Source organism: Shinella sumterensis, from assembly GCF_004514425.2.
Taxonomy (GTDB): domain Bacteria; phylum Pseudomonadota; class Alphaproteobacteria; order Rhizobiales; family Rhizobiaceae; genus Shinella; species Shinella sumterensis.
Map to the genome: position 1 here is coordinate 143,261 of NZ_MYFN02000002.1, position 26,361 is coordinate 169,621.

General features: G+C 63.2%; 24 protein-coding genes. 17 read left to right on the forward strand and 7 right to left on the reverse strand.

Annotated features, from left to right (window positions below):
• Positions 1-23: 23 nt before the first annotated feature.
• The gene (locus B5M41_RS04500; protein ID WP_230639992.1) at positions 24-548 is read right to left on the reverse strand and encodes a TetR/AcrR family transcriptional regulator; all 525 of its coding nucleotides are present in this window, start codon (positions 546-548) and stop codon (positions 24-26) included.
• A gap of 279 nt (positions 549-827) precedes the next feature.
• Between B5M41_RS04500 and B5M41_RS04505 the strand changes: the two genes are divergently transcribed.
• The 7 genes from B5M41_RS04505 (at position 828) to B5M41_RS04535 (ending at position 10,613) form a co-directional block, all read left to right on the forward strand.
• Complete coding sequence (locus B5M41_RS04505) at positions 828-2,030, forward strand: HlyD family secretion protein (RefSeq protein ID WP_134646041.1); 1,203 nt, start codon at positions 828-830, stop codon at positions 2,028-2,030.
• 26 nt (positions 2,031-2,056) lie between these two features.
• Positions 2,057-3,649: a DHA2 family efflux MFS transporter permease subunit gene (locus B5M41_RS04510; RefSeq protein WP_134646039.1), complete on the forward strand. Its 1,593-nt coding sequence runs from the start codon at positions 2,057-2,059 to the stop codon at positions 3,647-3,649.
• Positions 3,650-3,726: 77 nt separating this feature from the next.
• Positions 3,727-4,845, forward strand: coding sequence for a metallophosphoesterase (locus B5M41_RS04515; protein ID WP_134646037.1), 1,119 nt, complete (start codon positions 3,727-3,729; stop codon positions 4,843-4,845).
• Between the two features lie 83 nt (positions 4,846-4,928).
• Complete coding sequence (locus B5M41_RS04520; RefSeq protein ID WP_134646035.1) at positions 4,929-5,996, forward strand: LacI family DNA-binding transcriptional regulator; 1,068 nt, start codon at positions 4,929-4,931, stop codon at positions 5,994-5,996.
• A gap of 10 nt (positions 5,997-6,006) precedes the next feature.
• Positions 6,007-7,461, forward strand: coding sequence for a xylulokinase (gene xylB, locus B5M41_RS04525; protein WP_134646033.1), 1,455 nt, complete (start codon positions 6,007-6,009; stop codon positions 7,459-7,461).
• 24 nt (positions 7,462-7,485) lie between these two features.
• Entirely contained in the window at positions 7,486-8,796 is a 1,311-nt protein-coding gene (gene xylA, locus B5M41_RS04530; protein WP_134646031.1) for a xylose isomerase, read from the forward strand.
• A gap of 308 nt (positions 8,797-9,104) precedes the next feature.
• A complete protein-coding gene (locus B5M41_RS04535; RefSeq protein WP_134646029.1) occupies positions 9,105-10,613 on the forward strand; it encodes a methyl-accepting chemotaxis protein in 1,509 nt (502 codons plus the stop codon).
• Between the two features lie 3 nt (positions 10,614-10,616).
• Here the strand turns inward: B5M41_RS04535 and B5M41_RS04540 are convergent, their stop codons facing one another.
• Positions 10,617-11,648, reverse strand: a complete 1,032-nt coding sequence (locus B5M41_RS04540) for a LacI family DNA-binding transcriptional regulator (RefSeq protein ID WP_134646027.1) — start codon at positions 11,646-11,648, stop codon at positions 10,617-10,619.
• Positions 11,649-11,866: 218 nt separating this feature from the next.
• Here B5M41_RS04540 and B5M41_RS04545 point away from each other — a divergent pair, with 218 nt between their 5' ends.
• From B5M41_RS04545 to B5M41_RS04565, 5 genes are all read left to right on the forward strand, one after another.
• Entirely contained in the window at positions 11,867-13,393 is a 1,527-nt protein-coding gene (locus B5M41_RS04545; RefSeq protein ID WP_134646025.1) for a sugar ABC transporter ATP-binding protein, read from the forward strand.
• Positions 13,394-13,444: 51 nt separating this feature from the next.
• Positions 13,445-14,455, forward strand: coding sequence for an ABC transporter permease (locus tag B5M41_RS04550; protein ID WP_134646023.1), 1,011 nt, complete (start codon positions 13,445-13,447; stop codon positions 14,453-14,455).
• 106 nt (positions 14,456-14,561) lie between these two features.
• Complete coding sequence (locus tag B5M41_RS04555; protein WP_134646021.1) at positions 14,562-15,515, forward strand: substrate-binding domain-containing protein; 954 nt, start codon at positions 14,562-14,564, stop codon at positions 15,513-15,515.
• A gap of 180 nt (positions 15,516-15,695) precedes the next feature.
• Positions 15,696-16,748 carry a sugar phosphate isomerase/epimerase family protein gene (locus tag B5M41_RS04560; RefSeq protein WP_134646019.1) on the forward strand — a complete coding sequence of 351 codons (1,053 nt, stop codon included), beginning with the start codon at positions 15,696-15,698 and terminating at the stop codon, positions 16,746-16,748.
• A 164-nt stretch (positions 16,749-16,912) separates the two neighbouring features.
• Complete coding sequence (locus B5M41_RS04565) at positions 16,913-18,097, forward strand: Gfo/Idh/MocA family protein (RefSeq protein ID WP_134646017.1); 1,185 nt, start codon at positions 16,913-16,915, stop codon at positions 18,095-18,097.
• A 48-nt stretch (positions 18,098-18,145) separates the two neighbouring features.
• On the opposite strand, the gene B5M41_RS04570 is transcribed toward B5M41_RS04565, so the two are convergent.
• Complete coding sequence (locus tag B5M41_RS04570) at positions 18,146-19,048, reverse strand: HD-GYP domain-containing protein (RefSeq protein WP_134646015.1); 903 nt, start codon at positions 19,046-19,048, stop codon at positions 18,146-18,148.
• Between the two features lie 191 nt (positions 19,049-19,239).
• On the opposite strand from B5M41_RS04570, the gene B5M41_RS04575 reads away from it, so the two are divergent.
• Positions 19,240-20,613, forward strand: a complete 1,374-nt coding sequence (locus B5M41_RS04575) for a GH1 family beta-glucosidase (protein WP_134646013.1) — start codon at positions 19,240-19,242, stop codon at positions 20,611-20,613.
• 14 nt (positions 20,614-20,627) lie between these two features.
• Here B5M41_RS04575 and trhO read toward each other — a convergent pair whose 3' ends face one another.
• Positions 20,628-21,566, reverse strand: coding sequence for an oxygen-dependent tRNA uridine(34) hydroxylase TrhO (gene trhO / locus B5M41_RS04580; RefSeq protein WP_134646011.1), 939 nt, complete (start codon positions 21,564-21,566; stop codon positions 20,628-20,630).
• A gap of 54 nt (positions 21,567-21,620) precedes the next feature.
• A complete protein-coding gene (locus B5M41_RS04585; RefSeq protein WP_134646009.1) occupies positions 21,621-22,106 on the reverse strand; it encodes a CYTH domain-containing protein in 486 nt (161 codons plus the stop codon).
• A 154-nt stretch (positions 22,107-22,260) separates the two neighbouring features.
• Between B5M41_RS04585 and B5M41_RS04590 the strand changes: the two genes are divergently transcribed.
• The 4 genes from B5M41_RS04590 to B5M41_RS04605 all read left to right on the forward strand — a co-directional run bounded on the left by B5M41_RS04590 (position 22,261) and on the right by B5M41_RS04605 (position 24,704).
• Positions 22,261-22,899, forward strand: coding sequence for a 2-dehydro-3-deoxy-phosphogluconate aldolase (locus tag B5M41_RS04590; RefSeq protein ID WP_134646007.1), 639 nt, complete (start codon positions 22,261-22,263; stop codon positions 22,897-22,899).
• A 114-nt stretch (positions 22,900-23,013) separates the two neighbouring features.
• Positions 23,014-23,706 (forward strand): tellurite resistance TerB family protein, encoded by a 693-nt coding sequence (locus tag B5M41_RS04595; protein WP_134646005.1) that lies wholly within the window; start codon positions 23,014-23,016, stop codon positions 23,704-23,706.
• Positions 23,707-23,802: 96 nt separating this feature from the next.
• Positions 23,803-24,495 carry a GNAT family N-acetyltransferase gene (locus B5M41_RS04600; RefSeq protein WP_134646003.1) on the forward strand — a complete coding sequence of 231 codons (693 nt, stop codon included), beginning with the start codon at positions 23,803-23,805 and terminating at the stop codon, positions 24,493-24,495.
• A complete protein-coding gene (locus B5M41_RS04605) occupies positions 24,492-24,704 on the forward strand; it encodes a hypothetical protein (RefSeq protein ID WP_134646001.1) in 213 nt (70 codons plus the stop codon). The genes B5M41_RS04600 and B5M41_RS04605 overlap by 4 nt, the downstream gene beginning before the upstream one ends.
• Here B5M41_RS04605 and B5M41_RS04610 read toward each other — a convergent pair.
• Entirely contained in the window at positions 24,701-25,705 is a 1,005-nt protein-coding gene (locus B5M41_RS04610) for a nickel/cobalt transporter (RefSeq protein WP_134645999.1), read from the reverse strand. The two genes, B5M41_RS04605 and B5M41_RS04610, sit on opposite strands and share 4 nt — an antisense overlap.
• Complete coding sequence (locus B5M41_RS04615) at positions 25,699-26,340, reverse strand: DUF1007 family protein (RefSeq protein ID WP_134645997.1); 642 nt, start codon at positions 26,338-26,340, stop codon at positions 25,699-25,701. Before B5M41_RS04615 ends, B5M41_RS04610 begins: the two co-directional genes overlap by 7 nt.
• Positions 26,341-26,361 lie beyond the last annotated feature (21 nt).

A 26,361-nucleotide genomic window follows, 5' to 3' on the forward strand; every position in this document is an offset into this window, starting at 1 on the left:
GATTGCGACGATAGCGGGTGTTTTCAGGACCTGACGCCATAGGCGGCGGTGAAAACCCGGATCGCGGAGGCGACATTCTTCTCGATCGTCGCTTTCAGCGGCGCTTCTTCCATTACGCCGAAGATGCGGGGCTTGAAGAGGCCGACCGTGGTGAGTTCCATGAACTGCCGGGCCGCATGAGCCGTGTCGTCGCAGACGAGGACACCCGCCGCGACCTGCCTGTCCAGATAGGCCTGGAGAACGGACATGGGATTGACCGTCGAGGTGGAGAAGAAATTGCGACACAGTTTCGGAAGGCGATGATTGGCGGCGATCACCATGCGCATGGCGCGGATGGTGGAATCGTTGGTGACATGGGTGGCGAAGAGCGTACCGAACTCCTCCAGCGTCTTTTCCAGTTCCTGATTTGCATCGAGCACATGGCGTACCGACTCCGTGAGCTTGCTGCGCTCGCGCTCGACCATGTCCTCGAACAGGTCTTCCTTGTTCTGGAAGTAGACGTAGATCGTGCCCTTGGAGACGCCGGCAGCACGCGTGATGTCATTCATGCTCGCGGCTTCGAAACCTTGCTTCATGAAAACGCGTTTTGCGCCGTCGAGAATCTGTTCACGCTTCGCCGGGTCTTCTCCGGCGGCGCGCCTTCCCGGCTGCGTAACGGTCGATCTGTCTGCCGTCGTGTCCATCTGGCGTTGTGTGTCCGAAACCCTGGGTGAACTATTTCGAACCGGTTGGTTCGATTTCACTTGATATGGGGGAAAAATAGCATTATGTCAAATCGAACCGAACAGTTCAGTTCGAATGATTATCCAGAGAATGGTGACGCTCGCATGTCGACTTCCCATGGTGCCGGCACGGCAAAGGTCCGTCCAGTCAACGATGATTTCGAGGCGGAGACCGGCGAGGCCCCGCCGGCCGCCGCAGAGGTGTCCGCGTCCGCGGATGCTGCGCGCGAGCCCGAGAAAAAGAAGGGCGGGCGTCGTCTGCTGCTGCCTGTTATCGCGCTCGCCTTGCTGGCCGGTGCCGGCTGGTTCGGCTACGAGTGGTGGACCAACGGCCGCTTCATGATTTCGACCGATGACGCCTATATCGAGGGCGACATTGCCTCCATCTCGCCGAAGGTCTCCGGCTATGTGGCGGCCGTGAACGTCGTGGCGAACCAGACGGTGAAGGCCGGCGATCCGCTCGTGACGCTCGATGACGGCGACTACCGCATCGCCCACGAGCAGGCGGATGCCCAGATTGCGACCCAGAAGCTGGCGCTCAACCGCATCGATGCGCAGATCGAAGGTGCCAAGGCCAGCCTTGCCCAGGCGGAAGCGCAGAAGACCGCCTATCAAGCCGCCCTCGAAGGTGCGCAGGTCGCCGAGACGCGCGCGAAGGAGCTGAATTCGAAGGCTGTCGGCACGACCGCCTCGCTGGACAGCGCCACCGTCGCGCTCGACCAGGCCAAGGCGAACCTCGTCGGCGCGGATGCCAACATTGTCTCGGCCAGGGCCAACATCGCCGTCTTGCAGGCGCAGCGCGCCGAGGCGGAAAGCACGGTCCGGTCGCTGCAGCTGGCCAGCGACAAGGCAGCGCGCGACCTCGGTTTCACGGTGCTGAAGGCGCCCTATGACGGCGTCGTCGGCAATGTTTCGGTGCAGGTCGGCGATCTCGTCTCGGCCGGACAGAGGCTTGCCGCGCTGGTTCCGGTCACGCAGCTTTACGTCGAGGCCAATTTCAAGGAAACGCAGATCGCGCATCTGGTGCCGGGCTCGAAGGTTCACCTGCATGTCGATGCCTTCGACAAGGACGATATCGTCGGTACGGTCACGTCAATTGCGCCGGCATCCGGTTCGGTGTTCTCGTTGCTGCCGGCAGAAAATGCTACCGGCAACTTCACCAAGATCACGCAGCGCGTGCCGGTCCGCATCGCCATCCCGCAGGATGCCCTCGATACGGGCAAGCTGAGGGCCGGGCTCAGCGTCGTCGTTGATGTGGACAGCCGGACGGCGCCGACCGACACGGCGGCAGTGGCGAAAGCCGAATAGGCCTCACGAACGAAGGAGCGCGGGCGATGGCCGCGACCGCTCAGCCGACTGCTGGCGCCCTGACGGCGGCGCCAACGCAGTCTGACAAGGTTCCCGTCCGCCGGATGGTCGCGTTCTTCGCGATGGTCTTCGGCATGTTCATGTCGATCCTCGACATCCAGATCGTTTCCGCCTCGCTCGCCGAAATTCAGGCGGGCCTGAGTGCGGGTGCAGATGAAATCGGCTGGGTTCAGACCTCCTACCTGATCGCCGAAGTCATCATGATCCCGCTGTCCGGAACGCTGGCGCGCATCGTTTCGACGCGTGTGCTGTTCGCGACGTCGGCGGCCGGATTCACGATTGCCAGCGCCCTTGCGGCGACCGCGACAAACATCGACCAGATGATCGTCTACCGCGCGATCCAGGGGTTTATCGGCGGCGGCATGATCCCGTCGGTCTTCGCGGCCGCCTTCACCATCTTTCCGCCGTCGAAGCGCTCCGTCGTCTCGCCGATGATCGGCCTCGTCGCGACGCTTGCGCCGACCATCGGTCCGACGGTCGGCGGTTATTTGAGCCATGCCTTCTCCTGGCACTGGCTGTTCCTCGTCAATATCGTGCCCGGCATCATCGTGACGGTGCTGACCTGGAACCTCATCGATTTCGACAAGCCGCAGTTCAGCCTCATGAAGAAGTTCGACTGGCTCGGACTTGCCGCCATGGCGGTCTTCCTGGGCGCGCTCGAATATGTGCTGGAAGAGGGCAATGCCAACGACTGGTTCAACGACGAATATATCGTCATGGGCGCCGTCGCCTCGACCATCGGCGGGCTGATCTTCTTCTATCGGGTGTTCTCGGTGGAATTTCCCGTGGTGGACCTGCGTGCCTTCAGCAACCGGAATTTCGCGTTTGGCTCGCTGTTTTCCTTCGTCATGGGCATTGGCCTCTATGGGCTGACCTATCTCTACCCGCTCTATCTCGGGCGCATCCGCGGCTACGATTCGCTGATGATCGGCGAAACCATGTTCGTCAGCGGCCTTGCGATGTTCTGCACCGCGCCCATCGCCGGCGCCTTGTCGAGCCGCATGGATCCGCGCTTCATGATGATGATCGGCTTCGCGTGTTTTGCCTACGGCACGTGGATCATGAGCAGCCTGACGACGGACTGGGACTTCTACGAGCTGCTTCTGCCCCAAATCCTGCGCGGTTTCGGCCTGATGATCTGCATGGTGCCGATCAACAACGTCGCCTTGGGAACCCTGCCGCCCGACAAGATCCGCGGCGCCTCGGGGGTTTTCAACCTGACGCGAAACCTTGGGGGTGCGGTCGGGCTCGCGGTGATCAACACGATCCTGACGCAGCGGCAGCAGGAGCATTATGCCCGGCTTTCCGAGCACGTGCAGTGGGGCAATCCCGCAGCGATGGACCAGCTGCGCAATATGGCGTCGAACTACAATGCGCACGGTCTCGACGGCAACACGATCGCCATCCAGAGGATGTCGGGGCTCGTCCAGCAGCAGGCCACGATCCTGTCCTTCGCGGATGTCTTCCTGCTGCTGACGGTCTTGTTCGGCACCCTTGTCCTATGCGCCTTCATCATCAAGAAGCCGCAATCCGGCGTCGGCGGTGGCGGCGGGCACTGATTGCCCGTCATGCCTCTTGCCCGCGCCTGGGCAATGCCATCAGAATGCGGGCCTACAATCGCTGTCCGGAGGCCCGCATGCCCATTTCCGTTTCACGTCGTCATCTGCTCGCCGCGGCCGGCGGGCTCGGCCTCTCGATGATCCTGCCGGGGCAGCGTGGCCTCGCGCAGGCGCAGCGTCCGGCGACGGACGTCACCTTCCTGTTTTCCTGCGACGTGCATGCCTGCCTCGTTTCCGCAGACGCCCTCAGCCCGAATTGCGCGGATGAGGGCAAGACCGACGCGGCTTTGCTGAAGCACGTCGCAGCGGTCAACGGAATTGCCGGTCACGCCTGGCCTAGCGAGATCGATGGCAAGCCTACGGGCCTTGCTGGCGCGGGAAGCCCGATCGCCACGCCGCGCGGTCTCGTGTTCGGTGGCGACATGACGGATGATGGCGGCGGACAGGTGAAGGTTCCTGGCGAAGGGCGCCAGCTTCAGCAGTTCGCCAGCCGCTATCAGCAGGGCACGGGGCCGGATCGTGTGCATTATCCCGTCTATACCGGGCTTGGAAACCATGACCTCGATCAGGACGGCGTGCCGCCGCACGCCGACTGGTACCGCCGCGAGCTGCGTGACTACGTCGAGCTGAACCATCGCTCCACCGTTTTCTACAAGGCGCCGGTTCCCGTCACCAATTACGATATCGATTCGGACAACTATTCCTGGGATTGGAGCGGGCTGCATCTCGTCCAGCTCCAGCGCTTCGGCGGCGACGGCACGAAGGGCGCGATCAGCGGCCTGCCCTGGCTTCAGCAGGACCTTGCCACCTACGCTTCAGACGGCCGGCCGGTCGTGCTGTTCCAGCACTATGGCTGGGACGATTTTTCCACCGAACACTGGGATCCCGTGGCCAAGACCTTCGATCCGCACGGCTCCGGTCCCGCGCACTGGTGGACGGACGAGGCGCGCGCCGCCCTTCTGGCGACGCTGACCAAATACAATGTCGTCGGCATTTTCCACGGCCACGAACACCCGACGCCGATGATCTACAACCGCGACGGCCACGACATCTTCAAGCCAGTCGCGGCCTTCATGGGCGGTCTTGCCGTGGTCCGCGTCACGGATCGGTTCATGGACGTGGTGCTCGCCCGTGCCGGGACGAGCGCCACGGACATCGTCTTCACCCACGCGTTCAGCAAGCGCCTGAGCGGTTAAAAAAGCCGGTTTCGAAGCGTCGATCCATTTTTTTGATTTACGTACATCAAAAACTCCTCTAAGGGTCTGGCCACGGAGGAGACATGCGACCGACAGTTCACGACATTGCCGAACGGGCAGGCGTCAGCCTCGCGACCGTCGATCGGGTTCTGAACGATCGGCCGGGTGTGCGCGGCGTGACACGCGCCAAGGTCGAAGGGGCCATCGCCGAGCTCGGCTATGTCCGCGACGTGGCTGCGGCCAATCTTGCCAAGAGCCGTGTTTATCCGCTCGTCTTCATCCTGCCCGAGGGCGATAATCCGTTCATGCGCGGGCTGGAGGACGAGGTTCGTCGCGCCGGCGCCCATTCGATGGTCGAGCGCACGCAGCTTTCCGTGGTGACGGTTCCGGCCTTCGATGGTCGTGCTCTTGCACGGGAAATCGACGGTGCGATCGAACGGGCGGTTGCCGGTATCGCTGCCGTCGCGGTCGATGCGCCGGAGGTGCTGGCTGCGATCGGCCGGGCGCGCGAGGCCGGCATACCCTTCGTCACCCTCGTATCGGACCTTGCCAATTCCGGCCGCGACCATTTCATCGGCGTCGACAACATCGCCGCGGGCCGCACCGCCGGCAGCCTGATGGGGCGGTTCCTGGGCGAGAGGCCCGGGCCGGTCGCGGTGCTCGCGGGCTCGATGCGGGTGCGCGACCACGGTGAACGCCTCGAAGGCTTCCTGGCCGCCATGTCGGCCATGCCGGTATCCCGCGCGGTCCTGCCCGTGCTGGAAGGACAGGACGATCCCGAGCTTTCCTTCGGCCTCATCGCCAAATGTCTCGCCGACGTGCCCGATCTTGCCGGCATCTACAGCCTCGGCGCGGGCAACCGGGGACTGGTGAAGGCGCTTGCTGCGACCGGCGCGGCCCGAAGCCTCTGCGTGATCGCCCACGAAGTGACCGACGAGACCCGCGCCGCGCTCGAAGGCGGACTGGTCGATGCCGTGCTCAACCAGGATGCCGGCCATGAGGTGCGCAGCGCCATTCGCGTGCTGCGCGCCAAGGCCGATGGCCTGCCGGTGATTGCCGCGCAGGAGCGCATCCGGCTCGAAATCTTCATCAAGGACAATCTTCCGTCCGAACCGGGCGCAGATGATACGCCCGGCGCGGCCGGCAATTAGGGAGAAGCGCATGTATCTCGGGATCGATCTCGGCACATCGGGCGTCAAGGCCATGCTGATCGGCGACGACCAGGCCGTCGTCGGCTCGGCCTCCAGCAAGGAAGTCACGACCACGCGGCTGCACGACGGCTGGTCCGAGCAGGATCCAGCCGACTGGATCCGCGCCACGGAAGAAGCGATCGCAGGCCTGCGCTCGGCCCATCCCGACGCGTTTTCCGCCGTGCGCGGCATCGGTCTTTCCGGCCACATGCACGGTGCGACGCTTCTCGACGCCGATGACAAGGTTCTCCGGCCCTGCATCATGTGGAACGATACGCGCAGCCACCGCGAAGCGGCAGCGCTGGATGCCGATCCGCGCTTCCGCAAGATCACCGGCAATATCGTTTTTCCGGGCTTCACCGCGCCCAAGCTCGCCTGGGTGAAGAACAATGAGCCGGATATCTTCGCCAAGGTGCGCTGGGTGCTGCTGCCCAAGGACTACCTGCGCCTCTGGCTCGCCGGCGAGCATCTCTCGGAAATGTCGGATTCGGCGGGCACATCCTGGCTCGACACGGGCGCACGCAAATGGTCCAGCGAGTTGCTTGCAGCAACGGGGCTCGATGAAAGCCAGATGCCCGGTCTCGTGGAAGGCACCGCGCCGGCGGGAACGTTGCGGCCGGAGCTTGCCGCGAAGTGGGGCCTTCGCGAGGGCATCGTCATTGCCGGCGGCGCCGGCGACAACGCCGCCTCCGCCTGCGGCATGGGAACGGTGCGCGAGGGCACGGCTTTCGTCTCGCTCGGCACATCCGGCGTGCTCTTTGCGGCCAATGCCCGCTACCTGCCCAATCCGGAAAGCGCCGTGCACGCCTTCTGCCACGCACTTCCCGACACCTGGCACCAGATGGGCGTCATCCTCTCGGCCACGGATGCGCTGAACTGGCACGCCCGCGTCACCGGCGCGTCCGCCGCCGACCTGACGAAGGAGCTGGGCGATACGCTGAAGACGCCGTCCCACGTGACCTTCCTGCCCTATCTCTCCGGCGAACGCACGCCGCACAACGACGCGACGATCCGCGGCGCCTTCCTCGGTCTCGGCCATGAGGCCGACCGCACGGTTCTGACCCAAGCCGTGCTGGAAGGGGTCGCGTTCGCCATTCGCGACAGTCTGGAAGCCCTGAAATCCGCCGGCACCGCGCTCACGCGCGTCACCGCCATCGGCGGCGGATCGCGTTCGCGCTACTGGCTGAAGTCCATCGCCACCGCGCTCGGCCTGCCGGTCGACCTGCCGGCGGATGGTGACTTCGGCGCTGCCTTCGGTGCGGCACGCCTCGGCCTGATCGCTGCGACCGGCGCCAACCCGACGGACATCCTGACACCTCCGGCGACGGCGGAGACGATCCATCCGGAGGCAGCGCTGTCGGCCGCCTACGAGGATGCCTATCAGCGCTACCGCCGCCTCTACCCGGCGATCCGCGCTGCCTACTGACCAACGAGAACGAGAGGAGACACCATGTCCACCGGCTTCTTCGGCGATATCGCCAAGATCAAATATGAAGGCCCCGAGAGCACCAACCCGCTCGCCTTCCGCCATTACAATCCGGATGAGATTGTCCTGGGCAAGCGCATGGAGGACCATCTGCGCTTCGCCGTCGCCTATTGGCACACGTTCGTGTGGCCGGGCGGCGACCCCTTCGGCGGCCAGACCTTCGAGCGTCCCTGGTTCGACGACACGATGAAGGCAGCCAAGCTCAAGGCAGACGTCGCCTTCGAGTTCTTCCAGCTGCTCGGCGTGCCGTTCTACTGCTTCCACGATGCGGATGTGCGCCCGGAAGGCAAGGACTTCATCGAGAACACGAAGAACCTCAACGAGATCGTCGACTATTTCGAGAAGAAGCAGGCCGAGACCGGCGTCAAGCTTTTGTGGGGCACGGCAAACCTGTTCTCCAACCGCCGCTACATGGGCGGCGCCGCCACCAATCCCGACCCTGACGTCTTCGCCTTCGGCGCTGCGACCGTGAAGACCTGCCTGGACGCCACGCACCGCCTCGGCGGCGACAACTATGTGCTGTGGGGCGGCCGTGAAGGCTACGAGACGCTGCTCAACACCAATATCGGCCAGGAACTCGACCAGCTCGGCCGTTTCGTCAACATGGTGGTGGAGTACAAGCACAAGATCGGCTTCAAGGGCGCGATCCTCATCGAGCCGAAGCCGCAGGAGCCGACCAAGCACCAGTACGACTACGATGTCGCGACGGTCTACGGCTTCCTCAAGAAGTACGGCCTGGAAAACGAGGTCAAGCTCAATATCGAGCAGGGCCATGCCATCCTGGCCGGCCACTCCTTCGAGCACGAGCTGTCTTTGGCCAATGCGCTCGGCATCTTCGGTTCGATCGATATGAACCGCAACGACTATCAGTCCGGCTGGGACACCGACCAGTTCCCGAACAATGTGCCTGAAATGGCGCTGGCCTTCTACCAGGTTCTGTCCGGTGGCGGCTTCACGACTGGCGGCACCAATTTCGATGCGAAGCTGCGCCGCCAGTCGATCGATCCGGCGGATCTGCTGATCGGTCACATCGGCGGCATGGATTGCTGCGCGCGCGGCGTGAAGGCTGCGGCGAAGATGATCGAGGACAAGGCGTTGTCGGCGCCGCTCGCCGATCGTTATGCCGGATGGCAGACGCCGGAAGCGCAGAAGATCCTGTCGGGCGGTTCGTCGCTGGAAGCGCTGGAAGCCTATGTGGTCAACGGAAACGTCAATCCGCAGCCGCGCTCCGGCCGTCAGGAATATCTGGAGAACGTGGTCAACCGCTACGTTTGATTGCGCTTTACAGACTATACGAAGGGCGCCGCTGGCGCCCTTCTTCGTTTCAGACGGTTGAAGCCTCGCCCGTGGCAGATGTACTGCCTTACGTTACGTTATGTAGAATTCTAGTCTTAGGCCGGTTGTATTTTGTATCGTTTCAGTTGTCCGCATTACGTTATAAAATTGATGTCCATCAAGTTTTGTGCGATTTTCGGTGGCGATATAGGCTTTATTTACCATCATTCCCAAGAGTTAAAGGGAATCAGGGGTGTCGTGGCCTCAACCTTTGATTGATTCCGGGGCGGCCACCAGGACTATTTCCGATGACCGCGCAGGATGCCAAGACCAAGCAGCTGAATGACCGCCTCCAGTTTGTCGATCTCGACGTGACGCAGCGCGCAGCGCTGAAGCGCGTCCTGCCGACGATTTCCGCTTCGCTGGACGGTGCGCTCGACACATTCTACCGCAAGGCGCGCGCGACGCCCGAGACCGCGCGCTTCTTTTCCAGCGAGGCGCACATCCAGGGCGCGAAGGGCCGCCAGATCAAGCATTGGGAACTGATCGGTTCGGCGACATTCGATGCGCAGTATGTCGACGCGGTCACGATGATCGGCAAGACGCATGCCCGCCTCGGGCTCGAGCCGCGCTGGTATATCGGCGGCTATGCGCTGATCCTCGATTCCATCCTTCAGAACGTCATCGCCAAGCATCTTGAAGGCTTCCTCTTCCGCAAGAAGGCAGCGGCGCTGAGCGAGGAGGTTTCGTCCATCGTCAAGGCCGCGCTCGTCGACATGGACTATGCGATCTCGGTATATCTCGAAGCGTTGCAGGAAGAGCGTGACAAGGTCGAGACCGAACGGCAGGCGCAGAATGCCGAGCAGGAGGAGGCCCTTGCCGCGCTCGATACGTCTTTGAACCGTGTGGCCGGGGGCGATCTGACGGCGTCCATCACCAAGCCGCTTGCGCCGCAGTTCGAGCGGCTGCGATCCAATTTCAACGCCGCCATCGGCAAGCTCGACGATACGCTGGGCTCCATTGCCGCCGCGGCCGAGGACGCTGCCGGCAATTCCAGCGAGCTGGTGGCCGCGACGAACGACATGTCCAGGCGGACGGAGCAGCAGGCGGCTTCGCTGGAAGAGACTGCGGCGGCGGTCGAGGAAATCACCACGATCTCACGCGAAGCCGCCAACCGCGCGGAGGAGGCGAGGCGCGTCGTGGGCAGCGCCACCGAGGAGGCGCGCCGCTCCGGCGCCGTCGTCGAGCAGGCCGTATCGGCGATGAGCGCGATCGAGGATTCTTCGCGTCAGATCACTCAGATCATCGGCGTGATCGACCAGATTTCCTTCCAGACCAATCTTCTGGCGCTCAATGCCGGCGTCGAGGCCGCCCGCGCCGGCGAGGCGGGCAAGGGCTTTGCCGTCGTGGCGCAGGAGGTTCGCGAACTCGCGCAGAAATCCGCCGAGGCCGCCAAGGAAATCAAGGCATTGATCGACAAGTCCTTCGAGGATGTGTTGCTCGGCGTATCCCTGGTCAACAAGACCGGCGAGGCGTTGCGCCATATCGGCGAGCAGGTGGTCCATATCAACGGGCATATCGATGCCATCGCCAGCTCCGCGCGCGAGCAATCCGCCGGCATTTCAGAGATCAACACCGCCGTCGTCAGCATGGACCAGATGACGCAGAAGAATGCCGGCATGGTGGAAGAGACCAATGCCGCCACGCACAGCCTGATGCAGATCAGCACGAAGCTGAAAGGGCTGGTCGACAGCTTCACGGTCTCGGCCGGGCGCGCCCGGGCAGCATCCTTTGCCGAAGAGCGGCGCTACGGCTGAGGTTTAGCGCTTCTGGAAACGCCGCGAAGGTGCCGAGACGGAATTGCGCACGATGAGGTCGGGGCGCAGTAGGATTTCCGTTTCGGCCGGCTCGCTGTCTGACAGCAGTTCAAAGAGCAGCGCCATGGCGCTCTTGCCGATGGCCGTGCGCGGCTGGCGGATCGTCGTCAGCGACGGGCTCATGAAGCTCGCTTGCGGGACGTCATCAAAACCGGTGACGGAGAAGTCTTTCGGAATGTCATAGCCGCGCGCGCCAAGCCCGATCATGACGCCGATGGCCGTCTGGTCGTTCACGCACATGAAGGCGCTCGGCAGCGTGTCGCGCATGAAGAGCTGTTCGAGCGCAAGCCGTCCGCTTTCGATGGTGCCGTCGCCCTCCAGCACGATCCGGTCGCTCTCCGGTACGCCCGCTGCGTCCAGCCCCGCGTCATAACCCTGGCGCCGGCGGGCATAGGCGAGGCGCGTGCGTGAATCGCCGACGAAGGCGATCTTGCGGTGGCCTTCGGCGATCAGCAGATCGATCGCCTTGCGTGCGCCCTCGATATCGTCGACGCCGACATAGGGAATGCCGCCATTATAGACGGGCTCGAAGACGCCGACGCTGGGCGGCAACCGTGCCGTCATGCTCTGGTGCCCGAAGGGCAGGATGCCGGTGAAGAGGATCAGCCCGGCAGCCTGGTTCGAATTGAGGAACTTCAGATATTCCAGCCCGCGCTGCGGATCGTTCTGCGTATGGCCGATCAGGATGCCGTAGCCGTGCGCGCGCGCCTCGTTCTCAAGGCCGACGAGGATATTGGAGAAGTTCGGATCGCCGATGTCGGGTGCGACCACGAGGATCATGTTCGACCGGCCAAGCCGCAGGCTGCGCGCCATCGCATTGGTCGTGTAGCCGGTGATGGCGATCGCCTGGTTCACCTTCAGCCGCGTCGAGTTGGCCACTTTCTCCGGTGTGTGGATCGCCCGCGACACGGTCGCGATCGAGACTTGCGCGATACGCGCGACATCCTCGATCGTGGCTGGGCTGGACATCGACAAACTGGCTCTCACTCGGCGGCGACGGTTCCAGATATGCGAAACGATTCTCTATCCGGAACGGCTGGTACAAACGATTTGCGGGACACTACACAGACTGGCCCGAGGGTCAAACGACGCTTGATGAAAATTCCTGATGTCCGATGATGTAAACCTTTACATAGATCGTGTAAAGGTTTACATAGGGCTCAAGCGGTCGAGGAGCCGCAGGGAGGAAATCGATGAATTCGGACGTTGCCGACGGCGCACCCGTTGTTCTGGCCGCACGCCGTGTCTCGAAGTCGTTCAACGGCGTGCAGGTGCTGTTCAGCGTCAACTTCGAGCTGCGCGCCGGCGAAATCCATGCGTTGATGGGAGAGAACGGCGCCGGCAAGTCGACGCTGGTGAAGATTCTTTCGGGCTTCGAGCAGCCCACCTCCGGTGAAATCCTTCTCGACGGCCAGCCGATCAAACTGCCGCCGAACGGCCAGGCCGAGGCGCTCGGCATCGTCATCATCCACCAGGAATTCAATCTCGCGGAGCACCTGACGGTATCCGAGAGCCTTTTCCTCGGGCGCGAAGTCACGCGCTTCGGGGTGCTGGATCGCAAGTTCATGCGTGCGGAAACGCGCCGCGTGCTCGATCAGCTCGGCTCTCATGTCGATGAAAATGCGCTGATCAGTTCGCTATCCATCGCCGACAAGCAGATGGTGGAAATCGCCAAGGCGATCAGCCGCGATGCGCGCATCATCTTCATGGACGAGCCGACGGCCGTTCTCTCCCGCGAGGAGACCAATTACCTGTTCCGCCAGGTGCGCAAGCTGCGCGAGCGGGGCACCTCGTTCGTCTTCGTCTCGCACAAGCTGGACGAGGTGATGGAGCTGACCGATCGCGTCACCGTGCTGCGCGATGGCCAATGGGTGAAGACGGCGCCGACCAGCATTCTCGACGGCGAGTCCATTGCCCAGCTGATGGTCGGCCGCGAGCTTTCCAGCCTTTACCCGGCCAAGCAGGAGCCGAGCGTCGACGAAGACGTGATGCTTTCCGTCACGGGACTGTCGACGCATTACGTGCAGGACGCCAGCTTCGATGTGCGCAAGGGCGAAATCCTCGGTTTCTCCGGCCTTATCGGGTCCGGGCGCACGGAGTTGATGGAAGCGGTTGCCGGTCTCAGGTCCCGTACGGCGGGAGAAGTGTCCGTGCGCGGCACGCCGGTGCCGGCAGGCGATGTGCATGCCGCCAATCGCGTCGGCATCGCCTACATGACCAAGGACCGCAAGCACAAGGGCCTGCTTTTGAACTCCGGCATGACGGCGAACCTTACCTTGCAATCGCTGGATCGGCACGGTGACCATGGCTACCTGAGCCCGAAGAGCGAAGCGGCCGCCCTGGAGCGGGCGCGCCGACGCTTCGACATCCGCGTGCGCGACGGCCGCGTCGTCGCCGGCCGCATGTCGGGCGGCAACCAGCAGAAGCTTCTTCTTGCCAAGGTCATGGAAACCGAGCCCGACGTCATCATCATCGATGAGCCGACGCGCGGCATCGATGTGGGCACCAAGCAGCAGATCTATCACTTCATCTCCGCGCTCGCGCGCGACGGCAAGTCGATCATCGTCGTCTCCTCAGAGATGCCGGAGATCATCGGGCTTTGCACCCGCGTCGCGGTGATGCGGGAAGGGCGGATCGTCGGCATTCTCGAAGGCGAAGAGATCTCCGAGCAGGAGATCATGCGCTACTCGGCCGGCCTCAAGAAAAAGACCGCTGCCTGACCCTTAAAGGGCGGGCGGCAACACAACAACGCATTCACGTCGGGGACGAACATGACGGCAAGCGAAGACGCGGCAGAAACCAGCGCGAGGGGCCGCACCTGGCGAGATATCGACCTGAGAGCGGTCGCGCCCTTTGCGGCGCTGGCACTGCTTTTGATCGTCGGTGCGCTGGTCAATCCGAATTTCATCGGGCTCAACAATCTCGCGAACGTGGCGACACGCAGCGCCTTCATCGCGATCATCGCGGTTGGCGCGACCTTCGTCATCTCGTCGGGCGACCTCGATCTTTCGGTCGGGTCTATGGTGGCCTTCGTGGCCAGCATCATGATCCTCTTCATGAATTCCGGTGCGATTGCCGATCCGTCGCTGATGCTGGCGGCTGCGGTGGCGCTGACGATCATCATCGGCGCCGGCTGCGGCCTGGCGAACGGCCTGATCACCACCGTCGGCAAGATCGAACCCTTCATCGCCACGCTCGGCACGATGGGCATCTATCGCGGTCTCACCACCTGGCTATCGCAGGGCGGCGCGATCACGCTGCGCGAACCGGAATTGCAGGCGCTCTATCGGCCGGCCTATTTCGGCAGCATTCTCGGCGTGCCGGTTCCGATCGTCGTCATCCTGGCGGTGACGATCGTCGCAGCCTTCGTTCTCTACCGCACCCGCTATGGCCGTCATGTGGTCGCTGTCGGTTCCAACAGCGATGTCGCACGCTATTCCGGCATTCCGGTGAACCGCGTGCGCACCATTGCCTTTGTCATCCAGGGGGTCTGTGTGGCGATTGCGGTGCTGCTCTATGTGCCGCGTCTCGGCTCCACTTCGGCCACCACCGGCATTCTGTGGGAATTGCAGGCGATCACTGCCGTCGTCGTCGGCGGCACGGCGCTGAAGGGCGGGGCAGGGCGCGTCTGGGGCACGATCTGCGGCGCCTTCATTCTCGAACTGGTCGGCAACATCATGCTGCTTTCCAACTTCATCAGCGAATATCTGATCGGGGCCATCCAGGGCGCGATCATCATCATTGCGATGCTCGTCCAGCGCTCGCTGGTACGCAAGTCGTAAGCCAGGCAATTCCGGCCACAGCACAAGGCGGCCGGGGTTGTGGGAGAACAGTCGGGTTCACAGGTCGCCCGGCCACGAAGCAAGACCTGCTTTTGGGAGGAAACTCATGCGCAAGAAACTATTGGGCCTGACGGTCGCCGCGGTTGCCGCCTTTGCCGGCTTCGCCCACGCCCAGGAAGAGAAGAAGGTCACGATCGGCGTCTCGATCCCGGCCGCCAGCCACGGCTGGACGGCAGGCGTGATCTATCATGCCGAGCGTGTCGCCAAGCAGCTCATGGCCAGCCATCCGGGCCTCAACGTCGTGGTCAAGACCTCGCCGGATCCGGCAAGCCAGGCGAATGCCGTGCAGGATCTTGCCACGCAGGGCATCGACGCGCTCGTCATCCTGCCGACCGATCCGGATCCGCTGGTCAACGCCATCAAGGAAATCAAGGGCAACGGCACCTTCGTCGCGCTTGTCGACCGCGCGCCGAGCGTCAACGACGGCACCGTGCGCGATCTCTATGTCGCCGGCAACAACTTCGCGCTCGGTGAAGTGGCCGGTCAGTACATCAAGGAGACCACGCCGGAAGCCGAAGTCGTCGTCATCCGCGGCATGCCGATCCCGATCGACCAGGAGCGCCAGAACGGCTTCGACAAGGGCATCGAAGGCTCGGGCGTCAAGGTTCTCGACCGTCAGTACGGTAACTGGAACCGCGACGATGCCTTCAAGGTCATGCAGGACTACCTGACCAAGTACCAGAAGATCGATGTCGTATGGTGCCAGGACGACGACATGGCCGTCGGCGTTCTCCAGGCCATCGAGCAGGCCGGCCGCACGGACATCCAGTATGTCGTCGCGGGCGCCGGTTCGAAGGACATGATCAAGAAGGTCATGGACGGCGACAAGATGATCCCCGTCGATGTTCTCTATCCGCCGGCAATGGTCGGTACCGCCCTTGAGATGGCGGCTGCCCATTTCTACGGTCAGGTTCCGGTCCGCGGCGTCTACACGATCGACGCGACGCTGGTGACGAAGGACAACGCGAAGGACTTCTACTTCCCGGATTCGCCGTTCTGATCCATTCCTGATGCGCCGCCCGGGACATCGTGTTCCGGGCGGCCTTTCATTGGCGGGCGCGTCGATTTCGCATTGCCCGCACTGTTAAAGGTCGCTAGTTTTCAAAATCTGCGGTACGTACCGCAAGAATATCTTTAACCCGTCGCGGGGAGCGGCCGGGTGCATGGGAGGAAGCCGAATATGAAGACGATCAAGGGCCCGGCCCTGTTTCTTGCACAGTTCGCCGGCGATGCCGCGCCGTTCAACTCCTGGGACAGCATCACCAAGTGGGCCGCCGATATCGGTTACAAGGGCGTGCAGGTTCCCACCTGGGACGCGCGGCTGATCGACCTGAAGAAGGCGGCGGAATCCAAGACCTATTGCGACGAATTCGCCGGCAAAGCGCGCGAGAACGGCGTCGAGGTCACCGAGCTTTCCACCCATCTTCAGGGCCAGCTGGTCGCCGTGCATCCCGCCTATGACGAGGCCTTCGACGGCTTCGCCGCACCCGAAGTGCGCGGCAATCCGAAGGCCCGGCAGGAATGGGCCGTCGAACAGGTAAAGCTCGCGTTGACCGCATCGCGTAATCTCGGCCTGAACGCCATGGCGAGCTTCTCGGGCGCGCTCGCCTGGCCGTTCGTCTATCCCTGGCCGCAGCGCCCGGCCGGTCTTGTCGAGACCGCGTTCGACGAGCTTGCGAAGCGCTGGAAGCCGCTGCTCGACCATGCGGATGAGAATGGCGTGGACGTCTGCTACGAGATCCATCCCGGCGAAGACCTGCACGACGGCATAACCTATGAGATGTTCCTGGAGCGCACCGGCAATCATGCCCGCGCCTGCATGCTCTACGACCCCTCGCACTATGTGCTGCAATGCCTTGACTATCTCGACAACATCGACATCTACAAGGATCGTATCCGCATGTTCCATGTGAAGGATGCGGAGTTCAATCCGACGGGCCGGCAGGGCGTCTATGGCGGCTACCAGGGCTGGGTCAACCGCGCAGGCCGCTTCCGCTCGCTGGGTGACGGACAGGTGGATTTCGGCGCCGTCTTCTCCAAGATGGCGGCCAACGATTTTGCCGGCTGGGCCGTGGTCGAATGGGAATGCGCGCTGAAGCATCCCGAGGACGGTGCCCGCGAAGGCGCGGAATTCGTCAAGGCGCATATCATCCGCGTGACGGACAAGGCCTTCGACGACTTTGCCGACGGCGGTACCGACGAGGCGGCCAACCGGCGCATGCTGGGGCTTTAAGGATGATCCTGTCCCTCTCTCCGCATGCGGGAGAGAGGGTTCGCCCACGCAGTGGTGAAGGTTGGATAACGGTGCGGCCTATCTCCCTTCCCGCTCGCGGGGCGAAGGTGGCCGGCAGACCGGATGGGGCTTGCCCCGCGAGAAACGTGAAGGAGGACCAAAGGATGGCAATCGAAGGAAGCGCAAGCGAAACGCGCGAACGCCGGATCCGGCTCGGCATGGTCGGCGGTGGTTCCGGCGCCTTTATCGGTGCGGTGCACCGCATGGCAGCCCGGCTCGACGATCACTACGAACTGGTCGCCGGCGCGCTGTCTTCCTCGCCCGAAAAGGCCGAGCAGTCGGCGCGCGAACTGGGCCTCGACCCGGCCCGCAGCTATGGCAGCTTCAAGGAAATGGCGATCCGCGAGGCCAAGCTGAAGAACGGTATCGAGGCGGTGGCGATCGTCACGCCCAACCATGTGCACTACGAGGCGGCCAAGGAGTTCCTCAAGCGCGGCATCCACGTCATCTGCGACAAGCCGCTGACTTCGACGCTCGGCGATGCGCGCAAGCTGAAGAAGCTGGCCGACGAAAGCGACGCCCTCTTCGTGCTGACCCACAACTATACCGGCTATCCGATGGTGCGGCAGGCCCGCGAGATGATCGCAAACGGCGATCTCGGCACCATCCGCCTGGTGCAGATGGAATATCCGCAGGACTGGCTGACCGAGGATATCGAGTCGAGCGGCCAGAAGCAGGCGGCGTGGCGGACGGACCCCTCCAAGTCGGGCGCGGGTGGCTCGACGGGCGACATCGGAACGCACGCCTACAATCTCGGATGCTTCGTCTCGGGCCTCGAGCTTGAAGAACTCTCGGCCGATCTGGACAGCTTCGTGCCGGGCCGCAAGCTCGACGACAACGCCCATGTCCTGATGCGCTTCAAGGAGAAGGACGGTGCGCGCGCCAAGGGCATGCTGTGGTGCAGCCAGGTCGCGCCCGGTCACGAAAACGGCCTGAAGGTTCGCGTCTATGGCACGAAGGGCGGCCTGGAATGGGTGCAGGCCGATCCGAACTATCTCTGGTACACGCCCTTCGGCGAGCCGAAGCGCCTCATCACCCGCAACGGCGCCGGCGCCGGCGCCGCAGCCGGCCGTGTCAGCCGCATTCCGTCCGGTCATCCGGAGGGGTATCTCGAAGGCTTTGCGAATATCTATTCGGAAGCTGCCCGCGCGATCTATGCCAAGCGCAATGGCGCGCCCGTCGATGCCGCCGTTGTCTATCCCACGGTGGACGATGGGCTGAAGGGCATGCTCTTTGTGGATGCCTGCGTGCAGTCTTCAAAGAAGAACGGCGCCTGGATCAAGATCTGAGAACCGCAACCCCGTGGCCGCCGCATCTTCGCGGCGGCTGCGATACCATCATGAGAACATGCTGCCGAGGCGCAGGACCAGCTTCGTGTCGAACATCTGGTTGTGATCGAACATCCAGTTGATGGCGTCCTTCGTCGACCAGGCCTTCTTGTAGGGCCGGGCGCTCGTCAATGCCTCGAAGACGTCGCACACGGTGGCCAGCCGCACCTCGGCGCTGATCCTGTCGCCCTTCAGGCCGAGCGGGTAGCCTGTGCCGTCAAGGGCTTCGTGGTGCAGCCGGCAGACATCCAGAACGATACCGGAAACATTGCCCTGCTGTTTGAGCATGCGGTAGCCGACTTCCGGGTGATTGCGGACCAGCTGGCGTTCGTTCGCGTCGAGCCTGCCGGTCTTGTTCAGCACGGCGTTGGGAACCATCAGCTTGCCGACGTCATGCAGCAGGCCGGCGACGCCCAGTTCGCGTACGGCATCGTCATCGTATCCCAGCGCGCGGGCGAGCTGCATCATCAGCGCGCTGACGGCCAGCGAATGAACATAGGTTCCTTCATCCTTCGTCTTGAGGCGCGTGACCTCCAGAAAGACATCGGGTGCGGCCTCGATGCGCTCGGCAATCTCGTCGGCGACCGGCCCCAGCGTCTCGATCTTCAGCGTGCCGGCTTGCGCCGCCAGGAAGCTTTCGCGCAGGGAGCGCGCCGATTGGGACACCGTTTCGAGTGTATGCTGGCGTTGTTCTTCCTGCGCCTTCGCAGCGCCGTTCATCACGGCATCCACGTCGATCGTGCTTTGTTGCTGGTTGACCAGGGCGTGGGTGGCTGATGTGGCCAGAATGGCGCGAACCGCATCTTCGGATTTGATCAGAAAGCGTCGGGCCTGAAATTCGGTAACCGGGCATTCCACCGTTTCGATGAACATGCCCTTGCGCACGAGATGCTTCGGAATTCTGAGTACCACGCCCTTATCCCCGCAGAACCTGACGCAGCTTAGGCGACGAAGCCTAATTACTGATTAAGTGTCATCTGATTTACATATGAATAGAAGACGGTCGTCAGCGCGCGCCGTGGCTCTCCAGAAACCGTTTGATTTTTCACGCTGCCACTTTTACGGCGACGTTGCAGTGGTTTCATCATACTGAAAGGGCCGCCATGACCGATCCCAAGATTCTTGCCGACCGCTTTCCCGGCGATTTCGTCTTTGGCGTGGCGACCGCCGCGTTCCAGATCGAAGGCGCCACCAAGGCGGACGGCCGGAAAGCGTCGATATGGGATGCCTTTTCCAACATGCCGGGTCGGGTCCATGGCGGCCACAACGGCGATGTCGCATGCGATCACTACAACCGGCTGGACCAGGATCTCGACCTGATCAAGGATCTCGGCGTGGAAGCCTACCGCTTCTCCATCGCATGGCCGCGGATCATTCCGGAGGGGACGGGACCGATAAACGAGAAGGGGCTGGACTTCTACGACCGCCTTGTCGATGGCCTCAAGGCACGCGGCATCAAGGCGTTCGCGACGCTCTACCATTGGGACCTGCCGCTCATGCTGGCCGGCGATGGTGGCTGGACGGCGCGCCGGACGGCCTACGCCTTCCAGCGCTACGCCAAAGCCACGATCGCGCGCCTCGGCGACCGGCTCGATGCGGTGGCGACCTTCAACGAGCCATGGTGCTCCGTGTGGCTCAGCCATCTCTATGGCATCCACGCGCCCGGCGAGCGTAACATGGACGCCGCGCTGCACGCTTTGCACGTCACGAACCTCGCGCATGGACTTGGTGTTTCCGCCATTCGCTCCGAACGGCCCAACCTGCCGGTCGGGCTCGTCCTGAACGCGCACAGCATCTATGCCGGCAGCGACAGCGATGAGGATAAGGCCGCTGCCGACCGCGCCTTCGATTTCCACAACGGCGTTTTCTTCGGGCCGGTCTTCAAGGGCGCGTATCCCGAGCGTTTCCTGTCGGCGCTCGGACATCGCATGCCGAAGATCGAGGCGGGCGACATGGAGACCATCGCCCAGCCGCTCGACTGGTGGGGGCTCAACTACTACACCCCGATGCGTGTCGCGCATGATCCGTCGGAGGCGGCGCTCTTCCCGGCAACGGTCGATGCGCCACCGGTTTCCGCTGCGAGGACCGATATCGGCTGGGAGGTTTATGCGCCGGCACTCGGCGACCTCGTCCGCAAGCTCAACGCCGCTTACGCGCTTCCGGATTGCTACATCACGGAGAACGGCGCCTGCGACAACACCGAAGTCGAGAACGGCGCGGTGAATGACGGGATGCGGCTCGACTACATCGCCGACCATCTCGGCGTCACCGCGGACCTGATCGGTGAAGGTTACGCGATGCGCGGTTATTTCGCCTGGAGCCTGATGGACAATTTCGAATGGGCGGAAGGCTACCGCATGCGGTTCGGCATCGTGCATGTCGATTACGAAACACAGGTGCGCACGGTGAAGAAGAGCGGCCATTGGTACAGCGCGCTGGCCGGGCAATTTCCGAAGGGCAACCATCGCACCGGCTGATGCCGGCGCCGGCGTTATTTGCCGAGATGGCGCTCGCCGCGCTGCCGTGCCAGGTCCATCTGCTTCTGTCGTTGACGGAAGCGCAGGCGATCGTCCTCGCTGCGCGTGGCATGGCAATGCGGACAGGACACACCGGCCTCGTAGAGCGGCGACGCAATATCCTCCGGCGTGAGCGGATGACGGCAGGCGCGGCAAAGCCGGTGCTCGCCCTCCTCAAGGCCATGCGTGACGGAGACACGTTCGTCGAAGACGAAACACGCACCCTCCCACAGGCTTTCCTCCTGCGGAATCTCCTCAAGATATTTCAGGATGCCGCCCTTGAGGTGATAGACCTCGTCAAAGCCCTGTTCCTTCATGAAGGCCGTGGCCTTCTCGCAGCGGATGCCGCCGGTGCAGTACATGGCGATCTTCGGCTTGTTGTGCAGGCCGGTGTTTTCGCGCACCCAATCGGGAAACTCGCGAAAGGTCTTGGTGTTGGGATCGACCGCGCCCTTGAACATGCCGATGGCGGTCTCGTAGTCGTTGCGCGTGTCGATGACGATTGTGTCAGGGTCGGAGATCAGCGCGTTCCAGTCCGCCGGCGCAACATAGGTGCCGACGGAGCGGGTGGGGTCGATGTCCTCGACGCCCATGGTCACGATCTCCTTCTTGAGCCGCACCTTCATGCGCAGGAAGGGCATGTCGGCCGCATGGCTTTCCTTGTGCTCGAGACCGGCGAATTCCGGCTGGCTGCGCAGGAAGGAGAGGACCGCGCGGATGCCGGCGGCACGACCGGCGATGGTGCCGTTGATGCCCTCATGGGCGAGCAGCAGCGTGCCGCGCACGCCGTTCTCCTCGCAGAGTGCCTGCAAGGGCGCGCGCAGCTCCGCAAAGCGCGGAACAGAGACGAAATGGTAAAGCGCGGCCACCAGGAAGCCGCTCTCTTCAGTCGGTGAGGCAATCTCGTTTGTCATGGTCGCCACATACCGCGTCGCCGCATTTCCCGCAATGCGGCGTGACGTAGCGGTTCAGGTGAGCTGGCGCAGGCTGGCGCCGTTGCTGATGCCGAGCGCCATCGACTGGTTGGAATACCGGCTTTCGCCGGTCACTTCGCGGCCCACCCAATCGGGCAGCTCCGGCTCGTCGAGGCGGGAGGAAAGCTCGACCTCCGCAATGACCAGACCGCGATGGACGCCCTGGTAGACATCGATCTCCCAGACATGGCCCTTGTGGGGCACACGGTAGCGCACCTTCTCGATTACCTTGCCGATCGCATGGCGCAGCATGTCCTCGGCTTCGTCGCGATCGACGTCGTACTCGTATTCGTCGCGGACAAGGACGGCATGGCCGATCTTCAGGGTGATGCGCGCGCGTCCGTCGCCAAAGATCCGCACCCGGAGAGAGCGGTCATCCTGCGCGACGATGTAGGCTTGTCTTATGGCGATGCCTTCATCCGCGAAGGCGCGCCACCGCTGGCTCGACACCAGAAACTTCCGTTCGATCTCTTTTGCCATAGGCACGCTTTCGCTGTTGGAGACACGTCAGGAGCGGGCAAACACTACACGATACAGGTGTCATGACAAGTCCAAGAATTGCGCGTAAGGCTCGACACGTGGTCGCAGACGCGATATGCCCGATTTCAATTCAATCGTTTTAAAAGGTGGTGTCATGAGCGACAAGAATGCCAAGCTGCTTTCCGTCCTGAAGCTCCAGCCGGTCGTGCCGGTTCTTATCATCGACGACGTCAAGACCGCCGTTCCCCTGGCGCGCGCGCTCGTCGCCGGCGGGCTGAAGGCCATCGAGATCACGCTTCGTACGCCTGCCGCCCTCGAAGCGATCCGCGCCGTGGCCAACGAAGTGGAGGGCGCTGTCGCCGGCGCCGGCACGATCCTCAATGCCGCGCAGTTCGAAGCGGCCGTCGAGGCCGGTTCGCAGTTCATCGTCAGCCCCGGCACCACGCAGGAGTTGATCGATGCGGCCTCCGATTCCGACATTCCGCTCCTGCCGGGCGCGGCGACGGCAAGCGAGGTCATGGGCCTTCGCGAGGAAGGCTATGAAGTGCTGAAGTTCTTCCCCGCCGAGCAGGCGGGCGGTGCGGCCTATCTGAAATCGCTGTCGTCGCCGCTTGCCAGCACGCTGTTCTGCCCGACGGGCGGCATCTCGCTTGCCAATGCCCGCGATTATCTTTCGCTGCCGAACGTCGTCTGCGTCGGCGGTTCGTGGGTCGCGCCGAAGGATCTCGTCGCCAGGGGCGACTGGGCGGGCATCGAGAAACTGGCCGCCGAAGCGGCTGCCCTGAAGGGCTGATCGCAATTCTCGGAATTTGCAGACGGGCGGCCCTAGCCGCCCGTTATGCGTTTGTAATCGGCAAAGGTCATTCCTATCTTGCCTGATAGTCGGCAGAACAACGGAGACCGCCCCATGTTTGACGCGAAGAAGTTGCTTGATCAGTTCCTCGGTTCGCAGGTGCCCGGCGCCGGTGGAACCGTGCGGGATCGCGCAGGTCAGGTCACGCAGCTTGCCAAGGACAATCCGCTCGCCAGCATCGCCATTGCCGGTGTCCTGCTGGGCACAGACAGCGGCCGCAAGGTTGCCGGCTCCGCTCTGAAGATCGGCGGCCTCGCCGCGATCGCCGGCCTCGGCTACCAGGCCTACAAGAATTATCGCGACGGTCAGAACCCCGCCGAAGCCGCGCAGGGCGGGACGCCCGAACTTCTGCCGCCTCCGGCCGATTCCGGTTTTCATCCGCAAGCGGTAAGCAGCGACTTCGCACTCATCCTCGTGCGCGCCATGATCGCAGCCGCCCGTGCCGACGGCCATATCGACGATGCCGAGCGTGCCCGCATCATCGACAAGCTGAAGGTGTCGGGCCTCGGCGACGATGCCGCGGCGTTCCTGGAAACGGAACTTGCCAACCCGATCGATATCGATGCCATCGTCGCGGCCGCGCAGACCGAAGAACAGCGCGTCGAGCTTTATACGGCCTCGCGGCTTGCCATAGAGCCGAAGTCGCGCGCCGAACGCGGTTATCTCGATCTCCTCGCCGGCCGTCTTGGACTGGCGGATGCGCTGGTCGACCATATCGAGGCGACGGTTTCTGCCGCCACCGTCTGATTGTATCGGGGGGCGGCGGAACGCCGCTCCCTGCTTTGCGCATTGCGCGCAACCGCCCGCTGCTCTATCCCTTCGGGACGACCGATGGAGGATATCATGCGCGATCTCAAGGACTGGAAAGGGGCACCGCCTCCCGCTCCCGTTTTGCTCGAAGGCCGTTACGTGCGGCTGGAGCCCTATGATCGTGCGCGCCATCTTAACGCGTTGTGGGATGCGTTCGGCGGCATGGCCATCAACCCTTTGCTGCGCTATTTCGCGCAGCCCGACTTTACCGGCATCGAGGCTTTCGATGCCTGGTCGGACGCAGTGATCAAATCCGGTTGGGTGCGTGAGGTCATCGTGGACAAAGCCAATGGCAAGGTCGTCGGCATGGCGCATTACATGCGGCCTGACCCGGCGAACGGCGTCGTGGAGATCGGCGGCATTGCCCATGGCAGCGGCATGTCGCGTTCGCCGCTTTCTACAGAGGCGCAATATCTGCTTGCCAGGCACGTCTTCGAAGACCTCGGCTACCGTCGTTATGAATGGAAGTGCCACAACGACAATTCGGCCAGCAAACGCACCGCCGCCCGTCTCGGCTTCTCCTTCGAAGGGGTCTTTCGCCAGCACATGCTCTCCAAGGGAGAGAACCGCGACACGGCCTGGTTCTCCATCATCGACGGCGAATGGCCGGTGATCGCAAAGGCCTTCGAGGCCTGGCTGGCACCCGACAATTTCGATGCTGATGGCAACCAGAAGCGCCGGCTCGAGGATATAAGGGCGGACATCGTGGCAGGAGGTGCGGCATGAGCGGCGGCGACAAGGGACGGTCGACGGCGATTGCCGCCATCCTCATTCTGCTGGGAACGGGCGTGGTGTTCTACTTCGTGCCCAGGATCATGATCGCGCTGGGCGATCTTTCGCCATGGCTGGCGGGCGCCTTCGGCGCGGCGATGGTGCTGTGCTTCTTCCTGCTCTTCTGGCTGCGGGCGCGCTATCAGCGCAAGCACGGAAACTAGAGCTGGAGCGAGGCTCCGAGCAGGAGCAATCCCAGGACCATGACCATCAGTGCGCCGGCGATCTCGATCGCCGTGCCGACACGCACGGCTGCCGAGCCGTTGCCGGCAAAGCGCACGGCGGCGCCCTTGGCCGTGACCGCGAGCGTAGCGAGGATCGAGACGGTGATGGCCGTGCCGATCGACATGGCCAGAACGGCAAGCATGCCGCCGAGGTAAAGGCCGTTGAGCAGCGCGAAGCTCAGAACGATCAAAGCACCGGAGCAGGGGCGAAGACCGACCGCGACGATGGCCGACCATGCTTCGCGCAGCGCGAAGCGGTCGCCTTTCAGGAGCGACGGGTCCGGCGCGTGCGCGTGGCCGCAGGTCGAGCAAACCTCGCCTGCATGATGATGGTGCCCGTGCGAATGGTGATGGTGGTGGTCATGGACTTCCACGGCCTGCGCGCCCAGCGCCGACGCGCGGCGTGCCGGACGCAGTTTCCGGAAGAGCAGCCAGGCACCGAAAAGCGTGATGAGCGCGTAACTTCCCGTCTCCAGCGCCCGGGTAGCGTCCGTCATCGAGACGGTCGTGCCGCGCAGGAAGAGATAGGCGGCGCCCACCAGCAGGATGGCGACGATACCCTGGAGGATGGAGGACAAGAAGGAGAGCAGTACGCCGCGCCGAAGTTCCACCTCGTTCGCCAGCATGTAGGACGAGATGACCGCCTTGCCGTGGCCCGGGCCGGCGGCATGGAACACGCCGTAAGCGAAGGAGAGGCCGACCAGCGTGGATGCCGCCCAGGGGTTTTCGCGCATATCCTTCAGCGCGCCGGTCATCATGCGGTAGAAGCCCTGTTGCTGGGCGTTGATCCACGAGAACAGCCCGCCGAAAGCGCCGTTGGTGTTGAAACCAGGCTCCGCAGCGCCGATGCCGAGCGGCGACTGTGCATGGGCGAACGTTGCGGTGGCGGCGATGGCTAGCGTGACGGTGACAAAAACGATGGCGCGGTTGCGGGTCAGCATGTCAACTCCAGGCGGGTGGCGAACATCTTCGACATGTCGGTACCGGCGGGATCGTTGAAGAATGCCTCGGTCAGGCTGGCCTGGTTCTGGGCCAGAACCTCGTCGGGGTCCGGACGCACCACCTCGCGCTTGCAGGCGGCGAACTTGTTTCCGACCACGACGAGATCGTCGTCGGAGGCGAAATCCATCGCGGCATACATGGTGGGATCATAGACGCCGAAGGTGAGCTTGCCCTTGAGCGGCATGACTTCGCCCGGCTTCACCGTGAAGAACATCAGGAGCTGGCCGTCCTTGTAATCGACATTGATTGCATCCGGCTTGGCCACCTTCACGGTTTTTCCGTCCTCGGTGATGGTGGTGTAGTAGCTGAACTCCTCCAGCGATTCGAGCACCGTCTTGCCGATTTCGGCAAGCTCGTCCGGATCGAGCTGGTTGTCGCCGTTCTTGTCGAAGTCCATCACGACGCTGGCGGAGAACATCTCGTCGAAACGCCAGACATTGCGCAGTTCGCTGATGGTGCCGTCCTCGTTTGCGGTCACTTCCAGCCGTGCCTCCGCGAAGATGTGCGGATGGGCGAAGGCGGTGGCCGGCGCCAGCAGGGCTGCTCCGGCGAGCAGGCGAGGCAGGAAGCGCATGAAGTTCAGTCCTCTCGGCGA

Excerpts from the sequence above, each read along its gene's own strand:
- B5M41_RS04500 (WP_230639992.1), bottom strand. The coding sequence starts at position 548 with ATGAATGACATCACGCGTGCTGCCGGCGTCTCCAAGGGCACGATCTAC.
- B5M41_RS04505 (WP_134646041.1), top strand. The coding sequence starts at position 828 with ATGTCGACTTCCCATGGTGCCGGCACGGCAAAGGTCCGTCCAGTCAAC.
- B5M41_RS04510 (WP_134646039.1), top strand. The coding sequence starts at position 2,057 with ATGGCCGCGACCGCTCAGCCGACTGCTGGCGCCCTGACGGCGGCGCCA.
- B5M41_RS04515 (WP_134646037.1), top strand. The coding sequence starts at position 3,727 with ATGCCCATTTCCGTTTCACGTCGTCATCTGCTCGCCGCGGCCGGCGGG.
- B5M41_RS04520 (WP_134646035.1), top strand. The coding sequence starts at position 4,929 with ATGCGACCGACAGTTCACGACATTGCCGAACGGGCAGGCGTCAGCCTC.
- xylB (WP_134646033.1), top strand. The coding sequence starts at position 6,007 with ATGTATCTCGGGATCGATCTCGGCACATCGGGCGTCAAGGCCATGCTG.
- xylA (WP_134646031.1), top strand. The coding sequence starts at position 7,486 with ATGTCCACCGGCTTCTTCGGCGATATCGCCAAGATCAAATATGAAGGC.
- B5M41_RS04535 (WP_134646029.1), top strand. The coding sequence starts at position 9,105 with ATGACCGCGCAGGATGCCAAGACCAAGCAGCTGAATGACCGCCTCCAG.
- B5M41_RS04545 (WP_134646025.1), top strand. The coding sequence starts at position 11,867 with ATGAATTCGGACGTTGCCGACGGCGCACCCGTTGTTCTGGCCGCACGC.
- B5M41_RS04550 (WP_134646023.1), top strand. The coding sequence starts at position 13,445 with ATGACGGCAAGCGAAGACGCGGCAGAAACCAGCGCGAGGGGCCGCACC.
- B5M41_RS04555 (WP_134646021.1), top strand. The coding sequence starts at position 14,562 with ATGCGCAAGAAACTATTGGGCCTGACGGTCGCCGCGGTTGCCGCCTTT.
- B5M41_RS04560 (WP_134646019.1), top strand. The coding sequence starts at position 15,696 with ATGAAGACGATCAAGGGCCCGGCCCTGTTTCTTGCACAGTTCGCCGGC.
- B5M41_RS04565 (WP_134646017.1), top strand. The coding sequence starts at position 16,913 with ATGGCAATCGAAGGAAGCGCAAGCGAAACGCGCGAACGCCGGATCCGG.
- B5M41_RS04575 (WP_134646013.1), top strand. The coding sequence starts at position 19,240 with ATGACCGATCCCAAGATTCTTGCCGACCGCTTTCCCGGCGATTTCGTC.
- trhO (WP_134646011.1), bottom strand. The coding sequence starts at position 21,566 with ATGACAAACGAGATTGCCTCACCGACTGAAGAGAGCGGCTTCCTGGTG.
- B5M41_RS04585 (WP_134646009.1), bottom strand. The coding sequence starts at position 22,106 with ATGGCAAAAGAGATCGAACGGAAGTTTCTGGTGTCGAGCCAGCGGTGG.
- B5M41_RS04590 (WP_134646007.1), top strand. The coding sequence starts at position 22,261 with ATGAGCGACAAGAATGCCAAGCTGCTTTCCGTCCTGAAGCTCCAGCCG.
- B5M41_RS04595 (WP_134646005.1), top strand. The coding sequence starts at position 23,014 with ATGTTTGACGCGAAGAAGTTGCTTGATCAGTTCCTCGGTTCGCAGGTG.
- B5M41_RS04600 (WP_134646003.1), top strand. The coding sequence starts at position 23,803 with ATGCGCGATCTCAAGGACTGGAAAGGGGCACCGCCTCCCGCTCCCGTT.
- B5M41_RS04605 (WP_134646001.1), top strand. The coding sequence starts at position 24,492 with ATGAGCGGCGGCGACAAGGGACGGTCGACGGCGATTGCCGCCATCCTC.
- B5M41_RS04610 (WP_134645999.1), bottom strand. The coding sequence starts at position 25,705 with ATGCTGACCCGCAACCGCGCCATCGTTTTTGTCACCGTCACGCTAGCC.
- B5M41_RS04615 (WP_134645997.1), bottom strand. The coding sequence starts at position 26,340 with ATGCGCTTCCTGCCTCGCCTGCTCGCCGGAGCAGCCCTGCTGGCGCCG.